The organism is Bradyrhizobium sp. S3.7.6 (assembly GCF_054061875.1).
In genome coordinates, this window is the sequence record NZ_JBSSEQ010000001.1 from 1564673 (window position 1) to 1583516 (window position 18844).

The following is an 18844-nucleotide window of genomic DNA, read 5'->3' on the forward strand; positions in this document are numbered from 1 at the left end:
TGCGATAAAATGCTCGCAGTGGTTGATGCTAGTTCATTTCCCGGGAGTTGCAACGAGAGAGGATGTCGCAGGGACACGCGGCGCGACCCTCGAACATTGAGATACCGTTTCGGCCGGCGCCTGGCCGCCGGTGCGCTTCCTAGAGAGTCTCCAACAACTTGCTGGCGATCCCGATATCCGAGGTCCGTGACCCGTCGGAGAAACCTCCGAGCGCCGATCGAAGCAACCTCTTCGCGTCCGCGCGCTGGCCGCGCCCGGCGATCAATTTCGCGAGATCGATCGCCGCTCGCAACTCCCAGGCTTTCGCATCGGTGCGGCGGCTCAGGTCAAGCGATTGCCTGAAGTGGTTCTCAGCCTCATCGGTGGCCGGCTCCGGCAGTGTCAGCGACACATTACCCTTCATGCGCAACAGCTCGGGCATGTAGAGATGATCGCCGCCTTGCTCGACGAGGCCGATCGCGTCGTCGATCAGGCGCGCACTCCGCTCGATCTGCCCGAGCGCCAACAAGCCATGCACGAGCGCGATGTTGAACGTCGTGGTGAGCAGCTCGTAGCCGGCGTCGTGGAGCTCGCGCAGACAGGCCCGTATCGTCTCGACGCCGCCAGCGGCGTCGCCGCGCCGGATCGCCAGCTCGCCTTTGACGCCGCGGCCGACCGCGAGATAAGGGCCCATCGAGCGCGTTTCGGCATGTGCGATGAAGCGGTCGAGGTTCTCTTCCGCGCCGTCGAGATCCCCGCTCCAGAGATCGATCGAGACCGCCCAGATCAGTGCGATGCAGAGCGTGATCGGATGGTCCATCTGCGCGGCCTCGGTGACCGTCTGCTGCGCCAGTTGCCGCGCATCCGCCGGCCGGCCCTGCAACCAAAGCTCGCGCGCGAGCGAGATGCCGGCCCGGTTGCGGTGATCGAAGCCGTGGACAGTGCTGATCCGCTCCGTACCCGGCCCGTGCCAGGCGGCCTCCAGCATGCTCAGGGCGTCGCGATGCTCGCCGGCCAGATGCAAGGAGACACCCAGCAGCGAATGGGCGAGGGCGATGGAGGCGGCGTCGCCGAGCGTCTCGGCGACCGTGAGGCTCTGCTGCGCATAACCGAGCGCGGCGTCGAACTGTCCCATCCGCTCGTGGAAGATGTGCATGCGGCCGAGCAGCTGGAGCTGGTTCGCCGCGTCGCCGCGAGCCTCGGCGATCGCCAGGCTCCTGCTCAGGGCGCCACGCGCAGCTTCGCTGCCGCCACGCGTGAACATCAAGGTCAATCCGAGGGCGGCCTGGATGTGCATTTCCTCAGCGCTGCCGCGCGAGGACGGATCGATCGCAAGCAGCGCCCGTTCCGACCAGCGCCGGCATTCGATCAGCAGCGACATCGCGAGAAAGATCGGAGCCGCCGCGGCGGCGAGCGCAATGCCGATGCCGACATCGCCGTCCGTGCCGAAGCACCAGTCCAGCGCGGCGCGCACGTTGTGAAGCGCGGAGAAATGGATCGCGCGTTCGTCGGCGCTCGGCACCGTCGCCCATGTCGTGCCGGCCTGCTCCAGCCATCGCCGGTAGTGGGTTGCGTGGCGGGCGGCAAGCGCGGTCTCGTTCGGCTCGATCTCGAGCAGATAGGCGCGCGTCGTGTCGAGCAGACGGTAGCGCATCATGGCGCCGACCGGTCGCGGCGCGACCATCGACTTGGCGACCAGGCTGTCGATGGCATCGAACAGGCGCGAGCGGTCGACGCGCTCGTCCGGCACGATTTCGAGCGCGGCGTCGATGGTGAAGTGACCGGCGAAGACGGCAAGCCGGCGCAGCACGAGGCGCTCGGTGTCGGACAGGAGCCCGTAGCTCCAGTCCAGCGTCGCTTGCAACGTCTTCTGCCGCGGCGGCGCGGTGCGCTGGCCCTGCCAGAGCAGATTGAGGCGTTCGTCGAGCAGTGCGGCCGTCTGCTCCAGTCCGTAGGCCTCGATCCGGCCGGCGGCGAGCTCGATCGCCAGCGCCATGCCGTCGAGCTTGCGGCAGATCCCTGCGACGATCGCGGCATTGACGTCATCGAGCGCGATCTGCGCGCCGCCGGCCATGGCACGTTCGAGGAAGAGCTGAAGCGCGGGATAGGTCTGCGCGGCAGCCGCGGTCAGCCCGGGATTGTCAGGCGGAACGGCGAGCGGCGCCAACCGGTAGACCTGCTCGCCCTCGACACGCAGGGCCTCGCGGCTCGTGGCGAGGATATGGACATGGGGTGCGGCGTGAAAGATTTCGGCTGCCAGCGGCGCCGCGGCGGCGATGACATGCTCGCAATTATCCAGGATCAGCAGCATCCGCTTGTCGCCGAGATGCGCGAGCAGTGCCGGCAGCGGATCGTCGGTCTGCGCCGGCAAGCCCAGCATCAGCAGGATCGAGGTGATCACGAGATCGGGATCGCTGAGCGCGGCGAGGTCGACGAAATGCGCGGCATCGGAGAAAGTCTCGAGCAGGTCGTGCGCGATCGCCACCGCAACGGCGGTCTTGCCGACGCCGCCCGGGCCGACGATCGTGACGAAGTGCGAGCCGATGAGCTTGTCGGAGACGGCGGCGACCGCATCGTCGCGCCCGACCATCCGTTGCAGCCGGTTCGGCAGCTTGACGGGCGGTAATTCCGTTCGCTGCGCGGGACGCCGCTCTGCCGCGATTTCCGCCTTGGAGATCGGCGCCACGAAGCAATAGCCGCGGCCAGAGAGCGTGGTGATGTAGCGGGCGCCGTCCTTGCCGTCGCCGAGCGCCTTGCGCAGGGCTGCGACGTGAAAGCGCAGATTGGCTTCCTCGACGGTCAGGCCGGGCCACACCAGCGCCATCAGGTCCCATTTGCTGACGACCTCGTTCGGCCGCGACATCAGCGCGATCAGCGTGTCGAAGGCCTTCGCGCCGAGCGGCAGCGCGACGCCGTCGCGCATCACGAGCCTTTCATGCGATGTCACGGTGAATGGCCCGAACGATTGGGTTCCCGTTGCGGTGCCGGCCGGCTCGGTCATGGCGAAATGTTGTCCTTTCAAACGGACCGGATAGCCAGATGATCGCAATCGGGCAAGGCCGCACCTGCATCGGCATCAGACCGCTGATGCAGGCCTCGTGGCGGGGCTGCGCGCCGGGGCCTCACAACTTCTCACAAGTCCAAACGGGTGTCCTGCCGCGGCCGCTGCTAGTCAGTTTCCCGACGGCAAGGAGACCTTCATGACGCAGGCGGCAAAACTGCTCTACACGGCCAGCACCCACACCAGCGGCGGACGACACGACGGCATATCGCGCAGTTCCGACGGCCGCCTCGACGTCAAGCTGTCGCCGCCGGGCGGCACTGGCATCGGCACCAATCCCGAGCAATTGTTCGCGGCCGGCTGGTCGGCCTGCTTCGAAGGCGCGATGGAGATCGCGGCGCGCAAGCGCAAGATCGAGCTTCCCCGGAAATGCGCGATCGATGCGGAGATCGATCTCGTGCTCGACGAGGGCGCCTATTCGCTCAGCGCACGCCTCAACGTCAGCCTGCCGGGCCTCGATCGCGAGATCGCGCGCGGCATCGTCGATGAGGCGCACCAGACCTGCCCCTATTCCAAGGCCGTCCGCGGCAATATCGACGTCACGGTCGCGCTGATCTGACGGACATCACCAACCATCCACAAGGTAGCACCACCATGAAACAGATCATCGACCAGCACCGCCGCAAATTTTTCGGCGTCGCCGCGGGAACCGTCGCCGTCGGTTTCGGCGTGATCGACCTCGCCCGTGCCGAAACGGACGCGCCGAAGTCGTCCGCATCGAATGCGTCGTTCGGTCCGATCAAGCAGATCGACGCCGGCGTCCTCAATGTCGGCTATGCGGAAGCAGGTCCCTCGAACGGCCCCGTGGCGATCCTGCTGCACGGCTGGCCTTACGACATTCACGCGTTCGTCGATGTCGCGCCGATCCTGGCAAAGGCCGGCTATCGCGTGATCATCCCTTACTTGCGCGGTTATGGCACCACGCACTTCCTCTCCAGCGAGACGCTGCGCAACGGCGAGCCCGCCGCCATGGCCGTCGACATCATCGCGCTGATGGACAAGCTCGACATCAAGAAGGCTGTTATCGCCGGCTTCGACTGGGGCGCGCGCACCGCCGATATCATCGCTGCGTTGTGGCCGGATCGCTGCCGCGCGCTGGTGTCGGTCAGCGGCTATCTGATCTCCAGCCAGGCCGCGGGCAACGCGCCGCTGCCGCCGTCGGCCGAGCTGCAATGGTGGTACCAGTTCTATTTCGCGACCGAGCGCGGCCGCGCCGGATACGAGAAGTACACGCATGATTTCGCAAAACTGATCTGGAAGCTCGCCTCGCCGCAATGGAAGTTCGATGACACGACCTTTAACCGGAGCGCGGCGGCGCTGGACAACAAGGATCATGTCGCCATCACGATCCACAATTACCGCTGGCGGCTCGGGCTCGCCCAGGGCGAAGCCAAATACGAGGAGCTCGAGAAGAAGCTCGCCGCAGCTCCGGTGATCAGCGTCCCGACGATCACGATGGAGGGCGACGCCAACGGTGCGCCGCATCCCGACCCCAGCGCCTATGCCAAGAGGTTCTCAGGCCGGTACGACTTCCGCCTGATCACCGGCGGCATCGGCCACAATCTGCCGCAGGAAGCGCCGCAAGCCTTCGCCAAGGCCGTCATCGACGCCGACGGCGCCTGAGCGTTCATTCGATGCCTCGGTCCAGCGCGGCTGGACCGAGGCTATGCCGCGATCCCAGCATGAAGGAACGTCATGACGTCCATCAAACCCGACAAGAAAAAGCGCTCTTATGCGACGGCTATCACGCTTGCCGCGCTCCTTCTCGTCGTTCTCCTGACTTGCGTGCCCTATCTGGTCTCGATTGCCCTTGCCGAGGGGCCGACACAAGGCAACACGGCAGACGCTTCCCCGATCTTCGGCGTCACGATTCCTGCGGGTTACAAGCAGTGGGAGCTGATTGCGCCGGCCGAAGAGGCGGCACCGCTCGACGAGCTTCGCGCCGTTGTCGGCAACCAGACCGCGATCGATGCTTATCAGGCCGGAAAACTTCCGTTCCCGGATGGCACCATTCTGGTCAAGCGCGCCTGGAAACGGAAACAGTCGCCGGAATTCGCATCCGCAACGATCCCCGGCGCGGCCACCACGGTGCAGGTGATGGTCAAGGATTCCAGGAAATATGCGTCCACCGGCGGTTGGGGCTTTGGCCGTTTCATCAATGGCAAGCCGGTCGACGAGGCACAGCACCGCACCTGCTTCGGCTGTCACGACGCCCGCGCCAAGAGCCACGATTACGTTTTCACCCGGCTTGCGCCTTGAGCGGTCAGGAGCCCACCGTGTCAAAGATCTGGTTCATCAGCGGCAGCTCGCGCGGGCTCGGACGCGCCATCACGGAAGCCGCGCTTGCGGCGGGCGACCGGGTGGTTGCCACTGCCAGGAATCTCGGTCCGCTCGAACCGCTGCGGGAACGCTTTGAGGAAAGACTGCGGCTCGCAACGCTCGACGTGACTGACGAGGCGGCCGCGCAAGGGGCCATCGGCCTCGCCGTGGAGGCGTTCGGCGGCGTCGATGTGGTCGTGAACAATGCCGGCTATGGCGATCTCGGATCGGTCGAGGACACGAGCCTGGCCTCGTTCCGTCAGCAGATCGAGGTCAATCTGCTCGGCACCATCATCGTCACCAAGGCGGCGATTCCCGTGCTGCGCCGGCAGCGCCGCGGGCATATCGTGCAATTCTCATCCGTCGGCGGACGGATCGGAGCTCCCGCACGCGCGGCCTATTCGGCCGCGAAATGGGGCATCGAGGGCTTTTCGGAATCGCTGGCGCGCGAGATGGCGTTGATCGGCGTGCACGTGACGATCGTCGAACCCGGCGGCTTCCGTACGGGCTTTGCGCAGTCAGCGCATGCGACCGGCGAAGGGCGTGCGGAGTACGATGCCGTCGTTGGCGCGGCCGTCAGGATGCAGCGCGATTATGATGGCCGCCAGCCGGGCGATCCGGCGAAAGCCGCCGCCGCCGTGCTGGAGCTGGTCGACATGGACAGCCCACCGCTGCGGATCGCGCTCGGCAGCGACGCCGTGAACGCCATCGCTGCGACGGACCGGCAACGGCTCGACGAGCTCGAGAGGTGGCGCGCGCTCAGCGTCTCGACCGACTACTGACCGCGTCTTACTCCGCCGCCACCATCTGCTGCGTGCGCCACTGTCCCAGCAGGGCGCGGAGCGAGGCCGGCTTCACCGGCTTGTTGAGCACCGCGACATTTTCCTCGCGCGCGGCGACCTGCACTGCGGGGCTGCGGTCGGCGGTGATCAGGATCGCAGGGATGCCGTCGCCGAAGCGGCGGCGGATGTCGCGGATGGCGGCAATGCCGTTGCCGCGGTCGAGGTGATAATCGACCAGCAGGCCGGTGACGCGGCGTCCCGCGCCTTCGATCGCGGCGATCGCGCCCTCGGGGTCGGCGACCGCGATGACCTCGGCGTCCCAGGCCTTGAGCAGCGTGCGCATGCCGTCGAGGATCGCTGCGTCGTTCTCGATGCAGACGATGAGGGCGCCCGAGATCGGCCTCCGCGCCAGCGGCGTCGCGCTGGTGACGGCAGCGGTGTGGGTGATCGCCTTGGCTGTCGGCACCGTCACGGAGAAGACCGAGCCGCCGCTCTTGTTGCCGTCGATGGCGATGCCGTGCTTGAGCACGCGTGCAAGACGCTCGACGATCGAGAGGCCGAGTCCAAGGCCGCGGGCGATCCGCGCGCCCTGTTCGAGGCGGTGGAATTCCTTGAAGATCTCGCCGCGCTTGACCGGCGGGATGCCGACGCCGGTGTCGTAGACGCAGATTTTCAGCGAAGGGCCCTGGCGGCGGCAGCCGACCAGCACGCGTCCGCGCGGGGTGTATTTGATCGCGTTGGAGATCAGGTTCTGGAGCAGGCGCCGCAGCAACAGCCGATCGGACTCGACCGGCAGCGAGCAGGGCACGAAGGCGAGCTCGAGGTTCTTGGCGCGTGCGATCGGCGCAAACTCGATCTCCAGCGAGCGCATCAAATCGGCCATCTTGAAGCTCGAGATCGAGGTCGTCATCGCGCCGGCGTCCAGCCGCGATATGTCGAGCAGTGCGCCGAGGATCTCCTCGATCGCCTGGAGCGATTCGTCGATGTTCTCGACCAGCCGCGTCTCCTCGCCGTTGTGCTGGCGCTCGACCAGGCTGGTGACATAGAGCCGCGCCGCGTTCAGCGGCTGGAGGATGTCGTGGCTGGCTGCCGCCAGGAAGCGCGTCTTGGAGATGCTGGCGTCCTCGGCCGCGCTCTTGGCCAGCGCCAGCTCGGAATTCAGCCGGGTCAGCTCCTCGGTGCGGTCGCGCACCCGCTTTTCGAGCGTCGCGTTGGCGCGCTCCAGCGCTTCGGCGGCCTCGAACGTGGGGGTGACATCGGTGAAGGTGATGACGAAGCCGCCGCCGGGCATGCGGTTGGTCAAGATCTCGATCACCATGTGGCGGTCGGGCAGGCGCTCGAGATAAGGCTCGCTGTCGGTGGTGTAAGCCGCGAGCCGCCGCTCCAGCATGGCTTCGCGCTCGACCGGATTGTCCGGCTCGCTCACACCCATGAATTCCAGGATTTCACGCAATGGCGTGCCGAACTGGATGAAATGCGGCGGCACGTTCAGGAGATCGCCGAACTGCCGGTTGGAGCAGATCAGCTGCAGATCGGCGTCGAACACGGCGATGCCCTGGCGGACATGGTTGAGCGCGGTCTGGAGGATCTCGCGATTGAAATGCAGCGCCGCGTGGGAATCGTCGAGCAGTTTCAGCGCCGCTTTCGCCGAGACCGTCCGCTTGCGCAGCAGCAGCGACATCACGAGCCGCGAGGAGGCCGCGCCGATCGAAGAGGCGATCAGGTGCTCGGCGTGCTGCAGCAGCTCGAAATCGGCGGGCGCACCGGATTCCAGGCGCACATTGCGCCGCACCGAAAATGCCTCGAAGGAGTGCCGGGCGCGGTCGGGCCCGAGATATTGCGCGACCGTGGTCTGGATGTCCTGCACCGTGACGGTGGTGCGCCAGCGGCGGAAGTTCGGGGAGATCGGCGCGAGCGTGTTGGGTACGAACAGATCGGCTTGCACCAGCTCGATCGAGGACGGCCGCCGCGCCAGCGACAGCAGCACATAGGTCAGGATGTTGAGCGACAGCGACCAGATTACGCCGTGCATCAGCGGCGGCAGGTCGGCGCCGAACAGCGCCTGCGGCCGCAGTGCCTCGATGCCGAACGGGCCGTGCTGGAGCAGCAGGATGCCCGCCGTCGAGGAATCCATGAAGCTCGGGATGAACAGGGTGTAGAGCCACACCGCGAAGCCGACCAGCATGCCGCCGATGGCGCCGCGCGCGGTGGCGCGCCGCCACAACAGCCCGCCGAAGAAGCTCGGCGCGAGCTGGGCGATGGCGGCAAAGGAGAGCAGGCCGATCGCCGCAAGCTGGGTGTTGCCGAGCGCGCGGTAGTAGAAATAGGCCATCACCATGATGGCGAAGATCGCAAGCCGGCGCGAGCGCAGCAGGAAGTCGCTGAAATCGGCGCCGCCGGTGCGCCCCTCCGGCCGCCGCTGCAGCACCAGGGGCACCACGAGGTCGTTCGAGACCATGATGGAGAGCGCGACGCATTCGACGATCACCATCGCGGTCGCCGCCGACAGCCCCCCGACGAAGACGGCGACGCTGAGAAGTCCCGCGCCGCCCTCCATCGGCAGCGCCAGCACATACATGTCCGGTTCGACCGCGCCGAACGGAAAGGTGACGAGGCCGGCGAGCGCGATCGGGATCACGAACAAATTGATGGCGACGAGATAGAACGGGAACAGCCAGCGCGCGCGGCTGACCTCGGCATCCGAGGAGTTTTCGACCACGCTGACGTGGAACTGGCGGGGCAGCAGCATGATCGCGCAGAGCGACAGCAGCGTCATGGTGAGGAAGTTGCCGATCGACGGCGAATAGTTGATGGCGCGCACCGCCTCCGGCGTCCTCATCGCGCGCTCGATCAATTCGTGTGGCGAGAACATCCAGAAGGTGACGAAGATGCCGGCGGCGAGGAAGGCGATCAGCTTGATGATGGATTCGGTTGCGACCGCCAGCATCAGGCCGTGCTGATGCTCGGTGGCGTCGGTCTGCCGCGTGCCGAACAGCACGGCGAAGGCGGCCATCGCCAGCGTCACCATCAGCGCCATGTCGCCGAGGATCGGGATGTGGGAGAACGCCTGGTCCTCGCTCAGGATCGTTTCGAGCGAGGAGGCGACCGCCTTGAGCTGGAGCGCGATGTAGGGCACCGAGCCGATGATCGCGATCAGCGCCACCGTTGCCGCCACCGCCTGGCTCTTGCCGTAGCGCGCGCCGATGAAGTCGGCGATCGAGGTGATGTTGTGCGCCTTCGCGAGCTGGATCACGCGGCGCAGGACGCCCGCGCCGAGCCCGATCATCAGGATCGGGCCGACATAGATGGCGAGGAAGTCGGTCGAGGCGCGGGTGGCGAAGCCGACCGAGCCGAAGAAGGTCCAGGAGGTGCAATAGATCGCGAGCGACAGCGGATAGATCAGCCCGGACGCGCGGCCGCGCCCGGCCGGCGAGCGGCGGTCGCCGTGGCTCGCCACCAGGAACAGGAAGCCGATATAGCCGAAGGCGGCAGCGATCACGCCCCAGTCGTGCAGCATGGCGAGCGCGCTTCTCCCTGGGCGCGAGGGCGCCCGTACTCATTTTCCCTGCAAATCTAGCGCGTTGGGCGGGCGCAAGCGACAGCGAAATGCCCTACCGGGGCGGGAATTGGGGTTGTCGTTAAGGTGCGGGCGAACGCGGATCCCGCTTACCCTCCCCTGGAGGGGGAGGGTCGATCGCGCGCAGCGCGAGCGGGGTGGGGTGATCTTTCCACACGAGCAGCGTCAGAGGTGGAGAGACTGTCACCCCACCCCGTCTCCCATTTCGCTGCGCTCAATGTGAGCCGACCCTCCCCCTCCAGGGGAGGGTGGAGAAACGCCTACTCCGCCGCCAGCGACTTTTGCTTGAGCGGCAGACCGAGGCGGTCCCACACCTGCAGGAGCGCTTCGGCGAGCTGATCGATCAAGCCGTCGTCGTGATAGGGCGAGGGCGTGATGCGCAGGCGTTCGGTGCCCTTGGCCACCGTCGGATAGTTGATCGGCTGAATGTAGATGCCGTGCTGTTCCAGCAGCAGGTCGGATGCCTGTTTGCACTTCTCGGCATCGCCGATGAACAGCGGCACGATATGGGTGTCGCTCGACATCACAGGCAGGCCGGCGGCGTTGAGGATCGCCTTGACGCGGGCGGCGCGGTCCTGGTGGCGCTCGCGCTCCCAGTTCGAGGTCTTCAGATGCTTGATCGCGGCGGTCGCGGCCGAGCAGATCGCCGGCGGCAGCGCGGTGGTGAAGATGAAGCCCGGCGCGTAGGAGCGCACGGCGTCGATGATCTGGCCGTTGGCGGCGATATAGCCGCCGAGGCAGCCGAACGCCTTGGCCAGCGTACCTTCGAGAATGTCGATGCGATGCATGACGCCGTCACGCTCGGCGATGCCGCCGCCGCGCGGGCCGTACATGCCGACGGCATGGACCTCGTCGACATAGGTCATCGCGCCATATTTCTCGGCGAGATCGCAGATCTTGGCGAGCGGGGCGACGTCGCCGTCCATCGAATAGAGGCTTTCGCAGGCGATCAGCTTCGGCCGGTTCGGACCTGCGGCCTTCAACTTCTCTTCGAGGTCGGCGAGGTCGTTGTGGCGGAACACGACGCGCTCGCAGCCGGACTGGCGGATGCCCTCGATCATCGAATTGTGGTTGAGCTCGTCCGACAGGATCAGGCAGTTCGGAATGAGCTTCGCGATGGTCGCGATGCCGGTCTGGTTCGAGACATAGCCCGAGGTGAACAGCAGCGACGCTTCCTTGCCGTGGAGATCGGCGAGCTCGGCCTCGAGCTGCACCAGCGGATGATGGGTGCCGGCGATGTTGCGGGTGCCGCCTGCGCCGGTGCCGACGCGGGTCGCGGTTTCGACCATGGCGCCGACCACCTTCGGGTGCTGGCCCATGCCGAGATAATCGTTGGAGCACCAGATCACGACGTCGCGTTTGCCCTTCGGCGAGTGCCAGAGCGCATGCGGGAACCGGCCGGCGATGCGTTCGAGATCGGCGAACACGCGGTAGCGCCGCTCGGTGTGGAGACGATCGAGGGCGGTATTGAAGAACTGGGCGTAATCCATCGGCAAAACCTAAGACGGAACTGACCAAAAAGGGCGCCTCTTCTTAGAGCTTTTCCAGCTCTAGAGTCTATGCGCTATCCCACATTTGGGCATGGGGAGCATTTGGGCAAAATGCCCTATCGTGCGATTTGAAACTTGATCCCGATCAAGTTCGCGCGAGAGGCAATGTTGCTTTGCACCATTGGCGGCGGTGCGGGTCTACCCGGCCTTGGCCTTCCTGCGCGGCTCGCTCCGCGCGTCCTTGACGGCGGCCACCGGCTTTAACCAATCCGAATTGCGCAAGGCATGCGCCACACAATCATGGATGTGGGTGTGCAGCACCTTGTTCGCGCCCTTGGCGTCGCGCTTCAGCGCCAGCTCTTTCAGCTCGCGATGCTCGGAAGCCGCCATCTCGCCGCGGAACACCACGGCGATCATCTGGTAGCGCAGATAGCGGTCATAGACCGCGGCATGCGCATCGAGCAGCACCTTCGAGCCGCAGGCCGCGACGAGCGCGCGATGAAACTGGAAATCGCACTGTTTCCAGCTCTCCGCATCGGATCGCTCGCCTGACAGTAGCAACCGCTCCATCGCCGCGAGCTTGTGATGCGCCGAGACGATGTGCGCTTCCCAGTCGAGATCGCCGGCCGCGAACGACTTCTCGATCATGTGGCTCTCGAGCAGCTCGCGCAGCTCCGCGATCTCCTGGAATTCGGTCGCCGAGATCGGCGCGACCTCGAAGCCGCGCTGGCCTTCGGCGACGACAAAACCTTCCGAGCACAGCCGGTTCAGCGTCTCGCGCAGCGTCGAGATGCTGGTGCCATAGGCGCCGCTCATCCGCTCGAGCTTCAGCTTCTGCCCCGGCGTCAGCTTGCCGAAGATCAGGTCGGTGCGGATGCGGCGATAGGCGCTGTCGCCCACCGTCTCGGCGGTCGTGTCGGGAAGGGTGTCCATGCCTCATCCTAGCGCTTTGGACTTGCGTTTTGCCAAATTTCGTAACTTTATCAAGCGTTTCTTGTAACATCATATAAAATCAAAAATATAGGTTGATTTATAATTCGTCATATAAGACGTTCCCGCCCCTAAGAACGAGATCAACAGGGAGGGGGCGATGCCCGTTCGGTTCAAAGGTCTGGCTTTGGTGGCGGCGATCGGCGCGGTCGCCTTGGGCACGATGGGGCCGGCCTCGGCGCAGGCCATTCAGGAGCGCACCATCCGCTGGGGGCACCTCAACAACACCGACCATCCCGTCAGCAAAGGCGTGCAGAAATTCGCCGAGATCGTCGCGGCCAAGAGCGGCGGCAAGCTCAGGGTGCGCGAATATCCGGCCAACCAGCTGGGGAGCGAGATGCAGCAGCAATCGGCGCTGCGCGCCGGCACCCAGGAGATGCAGTCGCCGGCGACGACGTCGCTGGTCGGCATCGTCAAGGATTACGGCCTGATCGATTTCCCCTTCATCGTCTCGACGCCGCAGCAGGCCGACGCCCTGCTCGATGGTCCGCTCGGCGCGGCGCTGCTGGCAAAGCTGCCCGAGAAGGGGCTGGTTGGTCTCGCTTATTGGGATCTCGGCTTCCGCAACGTCACCAACAGCAAGCGTGCCATCACCAAGGGCGAGGACCTCGGCGGCATCAAGATCCGTGTGATCCCGAACCCGGTCTATCTGGAGACCTTCAAGGCCTTCAACGCCAACCCGGTGCCGATGAGTTTCTCGGAGCTCTACAGCGCGCTGGAGACGGGCACCGTCGACGGCCAGGAGAACCCGTTCTCCGTGATCCTGTCGAACAAGTTCTTCGAGGTGCAGAAATATCTCAGCGTCACCAATCATACCTATTCGACCAATATCATCCTGATCAGCAAGAAATTCTGGGACGGTCTTTCGCCCGACGAGCAGAAGATTTTGCAGGACGCGGCGATCGAGGCACGCGACTACCAGCGCAAGGTCAGCCGCGAGCAGGCCGCTGCCGCGATCGACGAGCTCAAGGCCAAGGGCATGGCCGTCAACGAGATCGCACCCGCCGAGCTCGATCGCATGCGCGAGAAGACCAAGCCGATCGCGGAAAAATTCTCGGCCGACTACGACCCCGCCATCGTCAAGCTGTTCAACAGTGAACTCGACCGCGTGCACGCGCTGAAGCCGTAAGCCGACGCGCAGCAGGACGGACATGATGAAAACGATGGTCGACGCCTATTTCTGGCTGCTCCGCGCGGTGATCGCGGTGCTGCTCGCCGCCATGGTGGTGCTGGTGTTCGGCAACGTCGTGCTGCGCTACGGCTTCAATTCCGGGATTGCGATCTCGGAAGAGCTGTCGCGCTGGCTGTTCGTGTGGATGTCGCCGATGCCGATCTGATCGCCATCAGCGAGTCCGAGGAGCTCCCGCATTCTCCTGGCGCCGCGAGCGGAAAGCAGCAGGCATGACTGTCGCCGTCTTCACCTTCTCGCTGCTCGGCGCCATGGCGATCGGGATGCCGATTGCGTTTGCGCTGATCATCTGTGGCATCGCGCTGATGACCTATCTGGCGATGTTCGATTCCCAGATCATCGCGCAGAACGTTATCAACGGCGTCGATTCCTTCCCGCTGATGGCGGTGCCGTTCTTCATCCTCGCCGGCGAAGTCATGAACACCGGCGGGCTGGCGCGCCGCATCCTCAACTTCGCGATCGCGCTGGTCGGCCATTTCCGCGGCGGGCTCGGCTATGTCGCGATCCTGACGTCATGCATTCTGGCCTCACTCTCGGGCTCGGCGGTCGCGGACGCCGCGGCGCTCGGTGCGCTCCTGGTGCCGATGATGGCCGCCGCCGGCCACAATCGCGCCAGTGCGGCTGGCCTCGTCGCTGCCGGCGGGATCATCGCGCCCGTCATTCCTCCGTCGATCGGTTTCGTCATTTTCGGCGTCGCCGCCAATGTCTCGATCTCGAAGCTGTTTCTGGCCGGCATCGTGCCGGGCCTGCTGCTCGGCGTCGGCCTGTGCTTTGCCTGGTGGTGGGTGGTGCGCAAGGAGAATCCGGCGCGCCTGCCGCGCAAGAGTTTCACTGAGATCTGGCGCGCGCTGATCGACGGCTTCTGGGCCCTGATGCTGCCGATGATCATCATTTTCGGCCTGCGCTTCGGCATCTTCACGCCGACGGAAGCGGCCGTCGTCGTCGCCGTCTACTCGCTGGTGGTGGCGATGGGCGTCTATCGCGAGCTCAGGCCGGCACAATTGCCGGCGCTGCTGGTCTCGACCGCGCAGACCACGGCTGTCGTGATGTTCCTCGTCGCCGCGGCGCTGGTATCGTCCTGGCTGATCACGGTTGCCGAGATCTCCGACCAGATCGTGGCGCTCGTGCAACCGTTCGCGGGCAACAAGACCCTCCTCACCTTCGTTCTGATGATCATCGTCGTCATCGTCGGCACCGCGCTGGACATGACGCCGACGATCCTGATCCTGACGCCGATCCTGATGCCGATCGTCAAGCAGGCCGGCATCGACCCCGTCTATTTCGGCGTGCTCTTCATCATCAACAACGCGATCGGCCTGATCACGCCGCCGGTCGGCGTCGTGCTCAACGTCGTCTGTGGCGTTGCCCGCGTCTCGATGGATGATCTGATCCGGGGCGTCTGGCCCTTCATGATCGCGCAGCTCGTCGTGCTAGCCTTGCTGACGCTGTTTCCCGTTCTCGTCACCGGCCCGGCCAAATGGTTCGGTGGCTAACTTCTAGAAGGACCTGTCCATGAAGCGCGTGATGATCCTCAACGGTCCCAACCTCAACATGCTCGGCATCCGCGAGCCGCACATCTACGGCACGACCACGCTCGACCAGGTCAACGCAAGCTGCGAGGAAGCGGCTGCCAAGCTCGGGCTCAAGCTCGCCTTCCACCAGTCCAACCATGAAGGCGTGCTGGTCGATCTGATCCAGTCGGCGCGGCAGGATGCCGATGCGATCGTCATCAATCCGGCCGGTCTTTCCTTCACCTCGGTCTCGATCATGGACGCGATCAAGACATTCGAAGGCCCGGTGCTGGAGGTCCACATCTCCAACATCCATGCCCGCGACGAATATCACCGGCATTCGAAGATCTCGTTCGTGGCAACCGGTGTGATCTGCGGGCTCGGCCCGTTCGGCTACGTCGCGGCGATGCACGCGATCGCAAATATGAAGTGAGCCGCTTCCACAAACTCGTCATGCCCGGGCTTGTCCCGGGCATCCGCGAACTCGTTTCTTCTCGAAAGAACGTGGATGGCCGGGACAAGCCCGGCCATGACGCCGTGGCTCACGTCGTCCGGAACTGGAGCACGCCGTCTTTCGTCTCCGCCGTCAGCCGGCCCTCGACGATCATGTAATTGACGTGCGCAACGAGTTCGCCGGCGGCAAAGCCCATCTGGTGCTCGTCAAGCACGTGCTTGTTGAACACGACAGGCACCAGGGCGCGCGAGGTCTGCGGCACCTCGCTGCAGGCTTCCGCGATCAGGCGGCAGCGCTCCTCGTGGTGATCGGCGAGCTGCTTGATGCGGGTCTTCAGACCATAGAACGGCACGCCGTGGCCGGGCAGCACCAGCAGATCGTAGGGCAGGGTGGTGGTGAGGCTCGCGAGCGAGGCCAGATATTCGCCGAGCGAGTTCTGGTCGGGCTCGACCGCCCAGACGCTGACATTGGGCGAGATCTTGCTCAGCACCTGGTCGGCGGAGAGGAACAGCTTGTCGTCGGCGCAATACAGCATCGCCTGGTCGAGCGCGTGCCCGCCGCCGGTGATCACCTTGAAGCGGCGCGTGCCGATCACGACCTCGTCGCCATGCGAGATGCGGCGGTAGGACGGCGGCAGCACCGAGACGCGCTTGAGATAATCCTGGCCGCGGCCGAGCAGCTTTTCGGTGAGCGACTCGTCCATGCCGTGGCGGCGGAAGAACAGCCGCTGGGCTTCGCGCCGCTCCTCGGTGCCGCGGTTCTGGTGGTAGACCGATTGCAGATATTCGACCTGCGTCATCACCAGCGGGCAGTTGAACCGCTCGACGATCCAGCCCGCGAGGCCGACGTGATCGGGGTGCGAATGCGTGACGATCAGGCGCGTGATGTTGACGCCCTTCAGCGGCCCCTCGAACAGTCTGGTCCAGGCCTCGATCGTCTCCTCGTTGCCGAAGCCGGCATCGATCATGGCATAGCCGTCGCCGTCGGCGAGCAGGTAGATGTTCACGTGGTTGAGGCGGAACGGCAGTTTCAGCCGCGCCCACAACACGCCGGGACGCACCTCGACGATCTCTTCGGGGCCGGGATGCTGTTCCCAGGGATAGCGCAGGGCCTCGGCCGAGGACTGCACGGTGTCGGTTTTCGGGTTCATGCTACCGGCTTAAACCCGCCGGGCGCGGGGCGCCAGCCGAAAAAGGCCGGGCCGTGGTCTCCGCATGGCGGTCATACCAGCAGTTTTCCGTAACCCGGATTACGCCGCGCGCCATCCGGGCTACGGGCCGGCGGCTTACGCCGCCCGCATGTTGTTGAGGAACGCGTCGATCTCTCCGCGCAGCATGTCGGCTTCGCGGCGGAGCGCGTCGGAGGCGCCAAGCACTTGGCTCGCCGCCGCGCCGGCTTCCGCGGACGCCGTGGAGACGCCGATGATGTTGCTCGAGACCTCGCTGGTGCCGCCGGCGGCATGCTGGATGTTGCGGGCGATTTCGCGGGTGGCTGCGCCCTGTTCCTCGACCGCGGCGGCGATCGTCGTCGTCACGTCGTTGATCTCGCCGATGATCCGGCCGATGCCCTGGATGGCGCCGACCGCCGAGGTGGTGACTTGTTGCATGCTGGCGATCTGGGTGCGGATCTCTTCCGTCGCCTTGGCGGTCTGGCTCGCGAGGCTCTTCACCTCGGAGGCGACCACTGCGAAGCCGCGGCCGGCTTCGCCCGCGCGCGCCGCCTCGATGGTGGCGTTGAGCGCGAGCAGGTTGGTCTGAGACGCAATCGTCTGGATCAGGTCGACCACGACGCTGATGCGGCTCGCACTGTCGGCAAGGCTCTGCACCGTGGTGTCGGTGGCGCCGGCCTCGTCGACCGCCTTCCTGGCGATCGCGGCCGAGGTGACGACCTGCTTGCTGATCTCCTCGATCGAGGACGACAGCTGCTCGGTGCCTGATGACACGGTCTGCACGTTGACCGAGGTTTCCTCCGCGGCGGAGGCAACCGCGTTCACCAGTGCGTTGGACTGGTCGGCGGTGTTCGACATGCTCTGCGCGGTGGACTGCATCGAATTGGCCGACTGCGCGAGATTGTCGAGCGCGTTGCGTACCGCGCCCTCGAACTCGGCGATCTTCGCTTCCATGCGCGCGGCACGCTCGGCCTTGGCGACACGGTCCTTGTCCTGCTCGCTCGACATCGCGCGGGCCTCGATCATGCTCTCGCGGAACACCTGCAGCGTGTTCGCCATCACCGAGATTTCGTCATTGTGGTGCTTCGAGCGGTAGATCTCGGTCTCGAGGTCGCCGTTCGCGAGCAGCTGCATCGACTGATGCAGCGCGCCGATCCGCCGCAGGATGTTGCGGCCGACATAGAGCCAGACGAACAGCGCCGAGCCGACCAGCATCAGCGCGCCCAGCGCCAGCATCGCGGTGGTGGCGAGCGAGATCTCCTGGCGCGCCTGGAAGGTCGACGCGTTGGTCTCCTTCTGCACGCCGTCGACGAGCTGCTGCACGCTGATGCCGAGACCGACATTGAGCTTGCGGGTCTCGTCCAGAATGGTCTGGCCGTAGTCGATGGCGTCGAGCTCCTTCTGGCGGATCTTGAACACGCCGGTCTTGCCCTCGCCGAAGGCGAACAGCTTCTGCACGGCGTCGCGCACCGTCTGCATCGAGGGCATGTTCGGGAGATCCTCGAGGTTCGACTTGACGCGGTCGCGCGTCGCCTTGAACTCCTTCTCGATCGCTTCCAGCGTGTCGCTATTGTTGGCCGACAGCGCCGCCATCATGTCGGCGGCCATGAGATTGCCGTTGGCGGAGATTGTCGCGACCTGGGAGACGGTGCGGGCGGCCTCAGTCGCATCATCGGCGGAAACTTCCGCCGCGCCGAGGATCGCGTTCAAGCGTGTCTGTGCGTCCAGCATCGCAGGACCGGCCGCGCCGACGAAGGTGAGCTGCGCGTTGCGCAGCGCCTCATACTGCTTGTCATGCAGCGCGCCGGTCTCGAGCCGCTCGCGCGCGGCCGACACCAGGCTCTGGGTCGCCTCGTCGATGCTCTTGGCGGTGTCGCGCAGCGCGGTTGCGATCTGCTTGTCGGCGCCGAGCTCGATGATCTCGCCGAGCTTGGCCATGGCGAGCTGCTGGATGTCCTTCACGCTCTTGGTGCGTTCCTTCAGCGCCTCGTCGGAGGGCGATGCCAGCAGGCCCGGGCCTTGCGCCGCGAGCGTCGCGCTTTGCGAGGCAAGCTGCAGGCTGGCGGAGAGGCGCGGGATGTCGCGGCCGCTCAGATCCATCATGGTCGCGCCGAGGTGATTGAACACGAAGCCGGCGCCGGCTGCGATGACGAGGCCCATGCCGGCGATCAATGCGAAGGCGGCGAACAGGCTGCCGCGCACGCCCCACCTTGGCATCTTGAAACGAGGCTTGAGACGGCCAAGGACACGGCCAGCACCCAGACGGATCGCCATCGAAATTCCCCCACGCGTGATCTTTATATTTTCGCCGCGGAGTATCCCTG

At 65.5% G+C, this 18844-nt stretch carries 13 protein-coding genes and 1 pseudogene; 8 read left to right on the forward strand and 6 right to left on the reverse strand.

What is annotated here, in order from left to right:
- Window positions 1-139 precede the first annotated feature (139 nt).
- Complete coding sequence (locus ACVJ5M_RS07425; protein ID WP_063980780.1) at window positions 140-2980, reverse strand: ATP-binding protein; 2841 nt, start codon at window positions 2978-2980, stop codon at window positions 140-142.
- 199 nt (window positions 2981-3179) lie between these two features.
- Between ACVJ5M_RS07425 and ACVJ5M_RS07430 the strand changes: the two genes are divergently transcribed.
- From ACVJ5M_RS07430 to ACVJ5M_RS07445, 4 genes are all read left to right on the forward strand, one after another.
- A complete protein-coding gene (locus ACVJ5M_RS07430) occupies window positions 3180-3599 on the forward strand; it encodes an organic hydroperoxide resistance protein (RefSeq protein ID WP_063980781.1) in 420 nt (139 codons plus the stop codon).
- Between the two features lie 35 nt (window positions 3600-3634).
- A complete protein-coding gene (locus ACVJ5M_RS07435) occupies window positions 3635-4663 on the forward strand; it encodes an alpha/beta fold hydrolase (protein ID WP_063980782.1) in 1029 nt (342 codons plus the stop codon).
- A gap of 72 nt (window positions 4664-4735) precedes the next feature.
- Window positions 4736-5299, forward strand: coding sequence for a cytochrome P460 family protein (locus ACVJ5M_RS07440; RefSeq protein WP_063980783.1), 564 nt, complete (start codon window positions 4736-4738; stop codon window positions 5297-5299).
- A gap of 17 nt (window positions 5300-5316) precedes the next feature.
- Entirely contained in the window at window positions 5317-6141 is an 825-nt protein-coding gene (locus tag ACVJ5M_RS07445; protein ID WP_063986053.1) for an SDR family NAD(P)-dependent oxidoreductase, read from the forward strand.
- 7 nt (window positions 6142-6148) lie between these two features.
- On the opposite strand, the gene ACVJ5M_RS07450 is transcribed toward ACVJ5M_RS07445, so the two are convergent.
- The 3 genes from ACVJ5M_RS07450 to ACVJ5M_RS07460 form a co-directional block, all read right to left on the reverse strand.
- Complete coding sequence (locus tag ACVJ5M_RS07450) at window positions 6149-9658, reverse strand: PAS domain-containing hybrid sensor histidine kinase/response regulator (RefSeq protein WP_231143825.1); 3510 nt, start codon at window positions 9656-9658, stop codon at window positions 6149-6151.
- A 320-nt stretch (window positions 9659-9978) separates the two neighbouring features.
- Window positions 9979-11208: a 5-aminolevulinate synthase gene (hemA, locus tag ACVJ5M_RS07455; RefSeq protein ID WP_028148697.1), complete on the reverse strand. Its 1230-nt coding sequence runs from the start codon at window positions 11206-11208 to the stop codon at window positions 9979-9981.
- Between the two features lie 198 nt (window positions 11209-11406).
- Window positions 11407-12141 carry a GntR family transcriptional regulator gene (locus tag ACVJ5M_RS07460; protein ID WP_063980784.1) on the reverse strand — a complete coding sequence of 245 codons (735 nt, stop codon included), beginning with the start codon at window positions 12139-12141 and terminating at the stop codon, window positions 11407-11409.
- Window positions 12142-12298: 157 nt separating this feature from the next.
- Here ACVJ5M_RS07460 and ACVJ5M_RS07465 point away from each other — a divergent pair, with 157 nt between their 5' ends.
- The 4 genes and pseudogenes from ACVJ5M_RS07465 (at window position 12299) to aroQ (ending at window position 15331) form a co-directional block, all read left to right on the forward strand.
- Window positions 12299-13327 carry a TRAP transporter substrate-binding protein gene (locus ACVJ5M_RS07465; protein ID WP_063980785.1) on the forward strand — a complete coding sequence of 343 codons (1029 nt, stop codon included), beginning with the start codon at window positions 12299-12301 and terminating at the stop codon, window positions 13325-13327.
- Window positions 13328-13352: 25 nt separating this feature from the next.
- A pseudogene (locus ACVJ5M_RS07470) lies at window positions 13353-13520 on the forward strand (TRAP transporter small permease subunit); the annotation flags it as partial.
- Between the two features lie 79 nt (window positions 13521-13599).
- Window positions 13600-14880, forward strand: coding sequence for a TRAP transporter large permease (locus tag ACVJ5M_RS07475; RefSeq protein WP_063980786.1), 1281 nt, complete (start codon window positions 13600-13602; stop codon window positions 14878-14880).
- A 19-nt stretch (window positions 14881-14899) separates the two neighbouring features.
- Window positions 14900-15331: a type II 3-dehydroquinate dehydratase gene (gene aroQ / locus ACVJ5M_RS07480; protein ID WP_063980787.1), complete on the forward strand. Its 432-nt coding sequence runs from the start codon at window positions 14900-14902 to the stop codon at window positions 15329-15331.
- A 109-nt stretch (window positions 15332-15440) separates the two neighbouring features.
- On the opposite strand, the gene ACVJ5M_RS07485 is transcribed toward aroQ, so the two are convergent.
- Together ACVJ5M_RS07485 and ACVJ5M_RS07490 are read right to left on the reverse strand one after the other, a co-directional pair.
- Entirely contained in the window at window positions 15441-16502 is a 1062-nt protein-coding gene (locus ACVJ5M_RS07485) for an MBL fold metallo-hydrolase (RefSeq protein ID WP_231143827.1), read from the reverse strand.
- Between the two features lie 135 nt (window positions 16503-16637).
- On the reverse strand, window positions 16638-18794 hold the full coding sequence (locus tag ACVJ5M_RS07490) for a methyl-accepting chemotaxis protein (RefSeq protein WP_063980789.1): 2157 nt from the start codon (window positions 18792-18794) through the stop codon (window positions 16638-16640).
- Between the last annotated feature and the right edge of the window lie 50 nt (window positions 18795-18844).

Bases quoted from the DNA above. Each gene is read 5' to 3' on its own strand.
- ACVJ5M_RS07450 (WP_231143825.1), bottom strand. From the start codon at position 9,658: ATGCTGCACGACTGGGGCGTGATCGCTGCCGCCTTCGGCTATATCGGC.
- ACVJ5M_RS07460 (WP_063980784.1), bottom strand. From the start codon at position 12,141: ATGGACACCCTTCCCGACACGACCGCCGAGACGGTGGGCGACAGCGCC.
- ACVJ5M_RS07430 (WP_063980781.1), top strand. From the start codon at position 3,180: ATGACGCAGGCGGCAAAACTGCTCTACACGGCCAGCACCCACACCAGC.
- aroQ (WP_063980787.1), top strand. From the start codon at position 14,900: ATGAAGCGCGTGATGATCCTCAACGGTCCCAACCTCAACATGCTCGGC.
- ACVJ5M_RS07485 (WP_231143827.1), bottom strand. From the start codon at position 16,502: ATGAACCCGAAAACCGACACCGTGCAGTCCTCGGCCGAGGCCCTGCGC.
- hemA (WP_028148697.1), bottom strand. From the start codon at position 11,208: ATGGATTACGCCCAGTTCTTCAATACCGCCCTCGATCGTCTCCACACC.
- ACVJ5M_RS07425 (WP_063980780.1), bottom strand. From the start codon at position 2,980: ATGACCGAGCCGGCCGGCACCGCAACGGGAACCCAATCGTTCGGGCCA.
- ACVJ5M_RS07490 (WP_063980789.1), bottom strand. From the start codon at position 18,794: ATGGCGATCCGTCTGGGTGCTGGCCGTGTCCTTGGCCGTCTCAAGCCT.
- ACVJ5M_RS07465 (WP_063980785.1), top strand. From the start codon at position 12,299: ATGCCCGTTCGGTTCAAAGGTCTGGCTTTGGTGGCGGCGATCGGCGCG.
- ACVJ5M_RS07435 (WP_063980782.1), top strand. From the start codon at position 3,635: ATGAAACAGATCATCGACCAGCACCGCCGCAAATTTTTCGGCGTCGCC.
- ACVJ5M_RS07475 (WP_063980786.1), top strand. From the start codon at position 13,600: ATGACTGTCGCCGTCTTCACCTTCTCGCTGCTCGGCGCCATGGCGATC.
- ACVJ5M_RS07440 (WP_063980783.1), top strand. From the start codon at position 4,736: ATGACGTCCATCAAACCCGACAAGAAAAAGCGCTCTTATGCGACGGCT.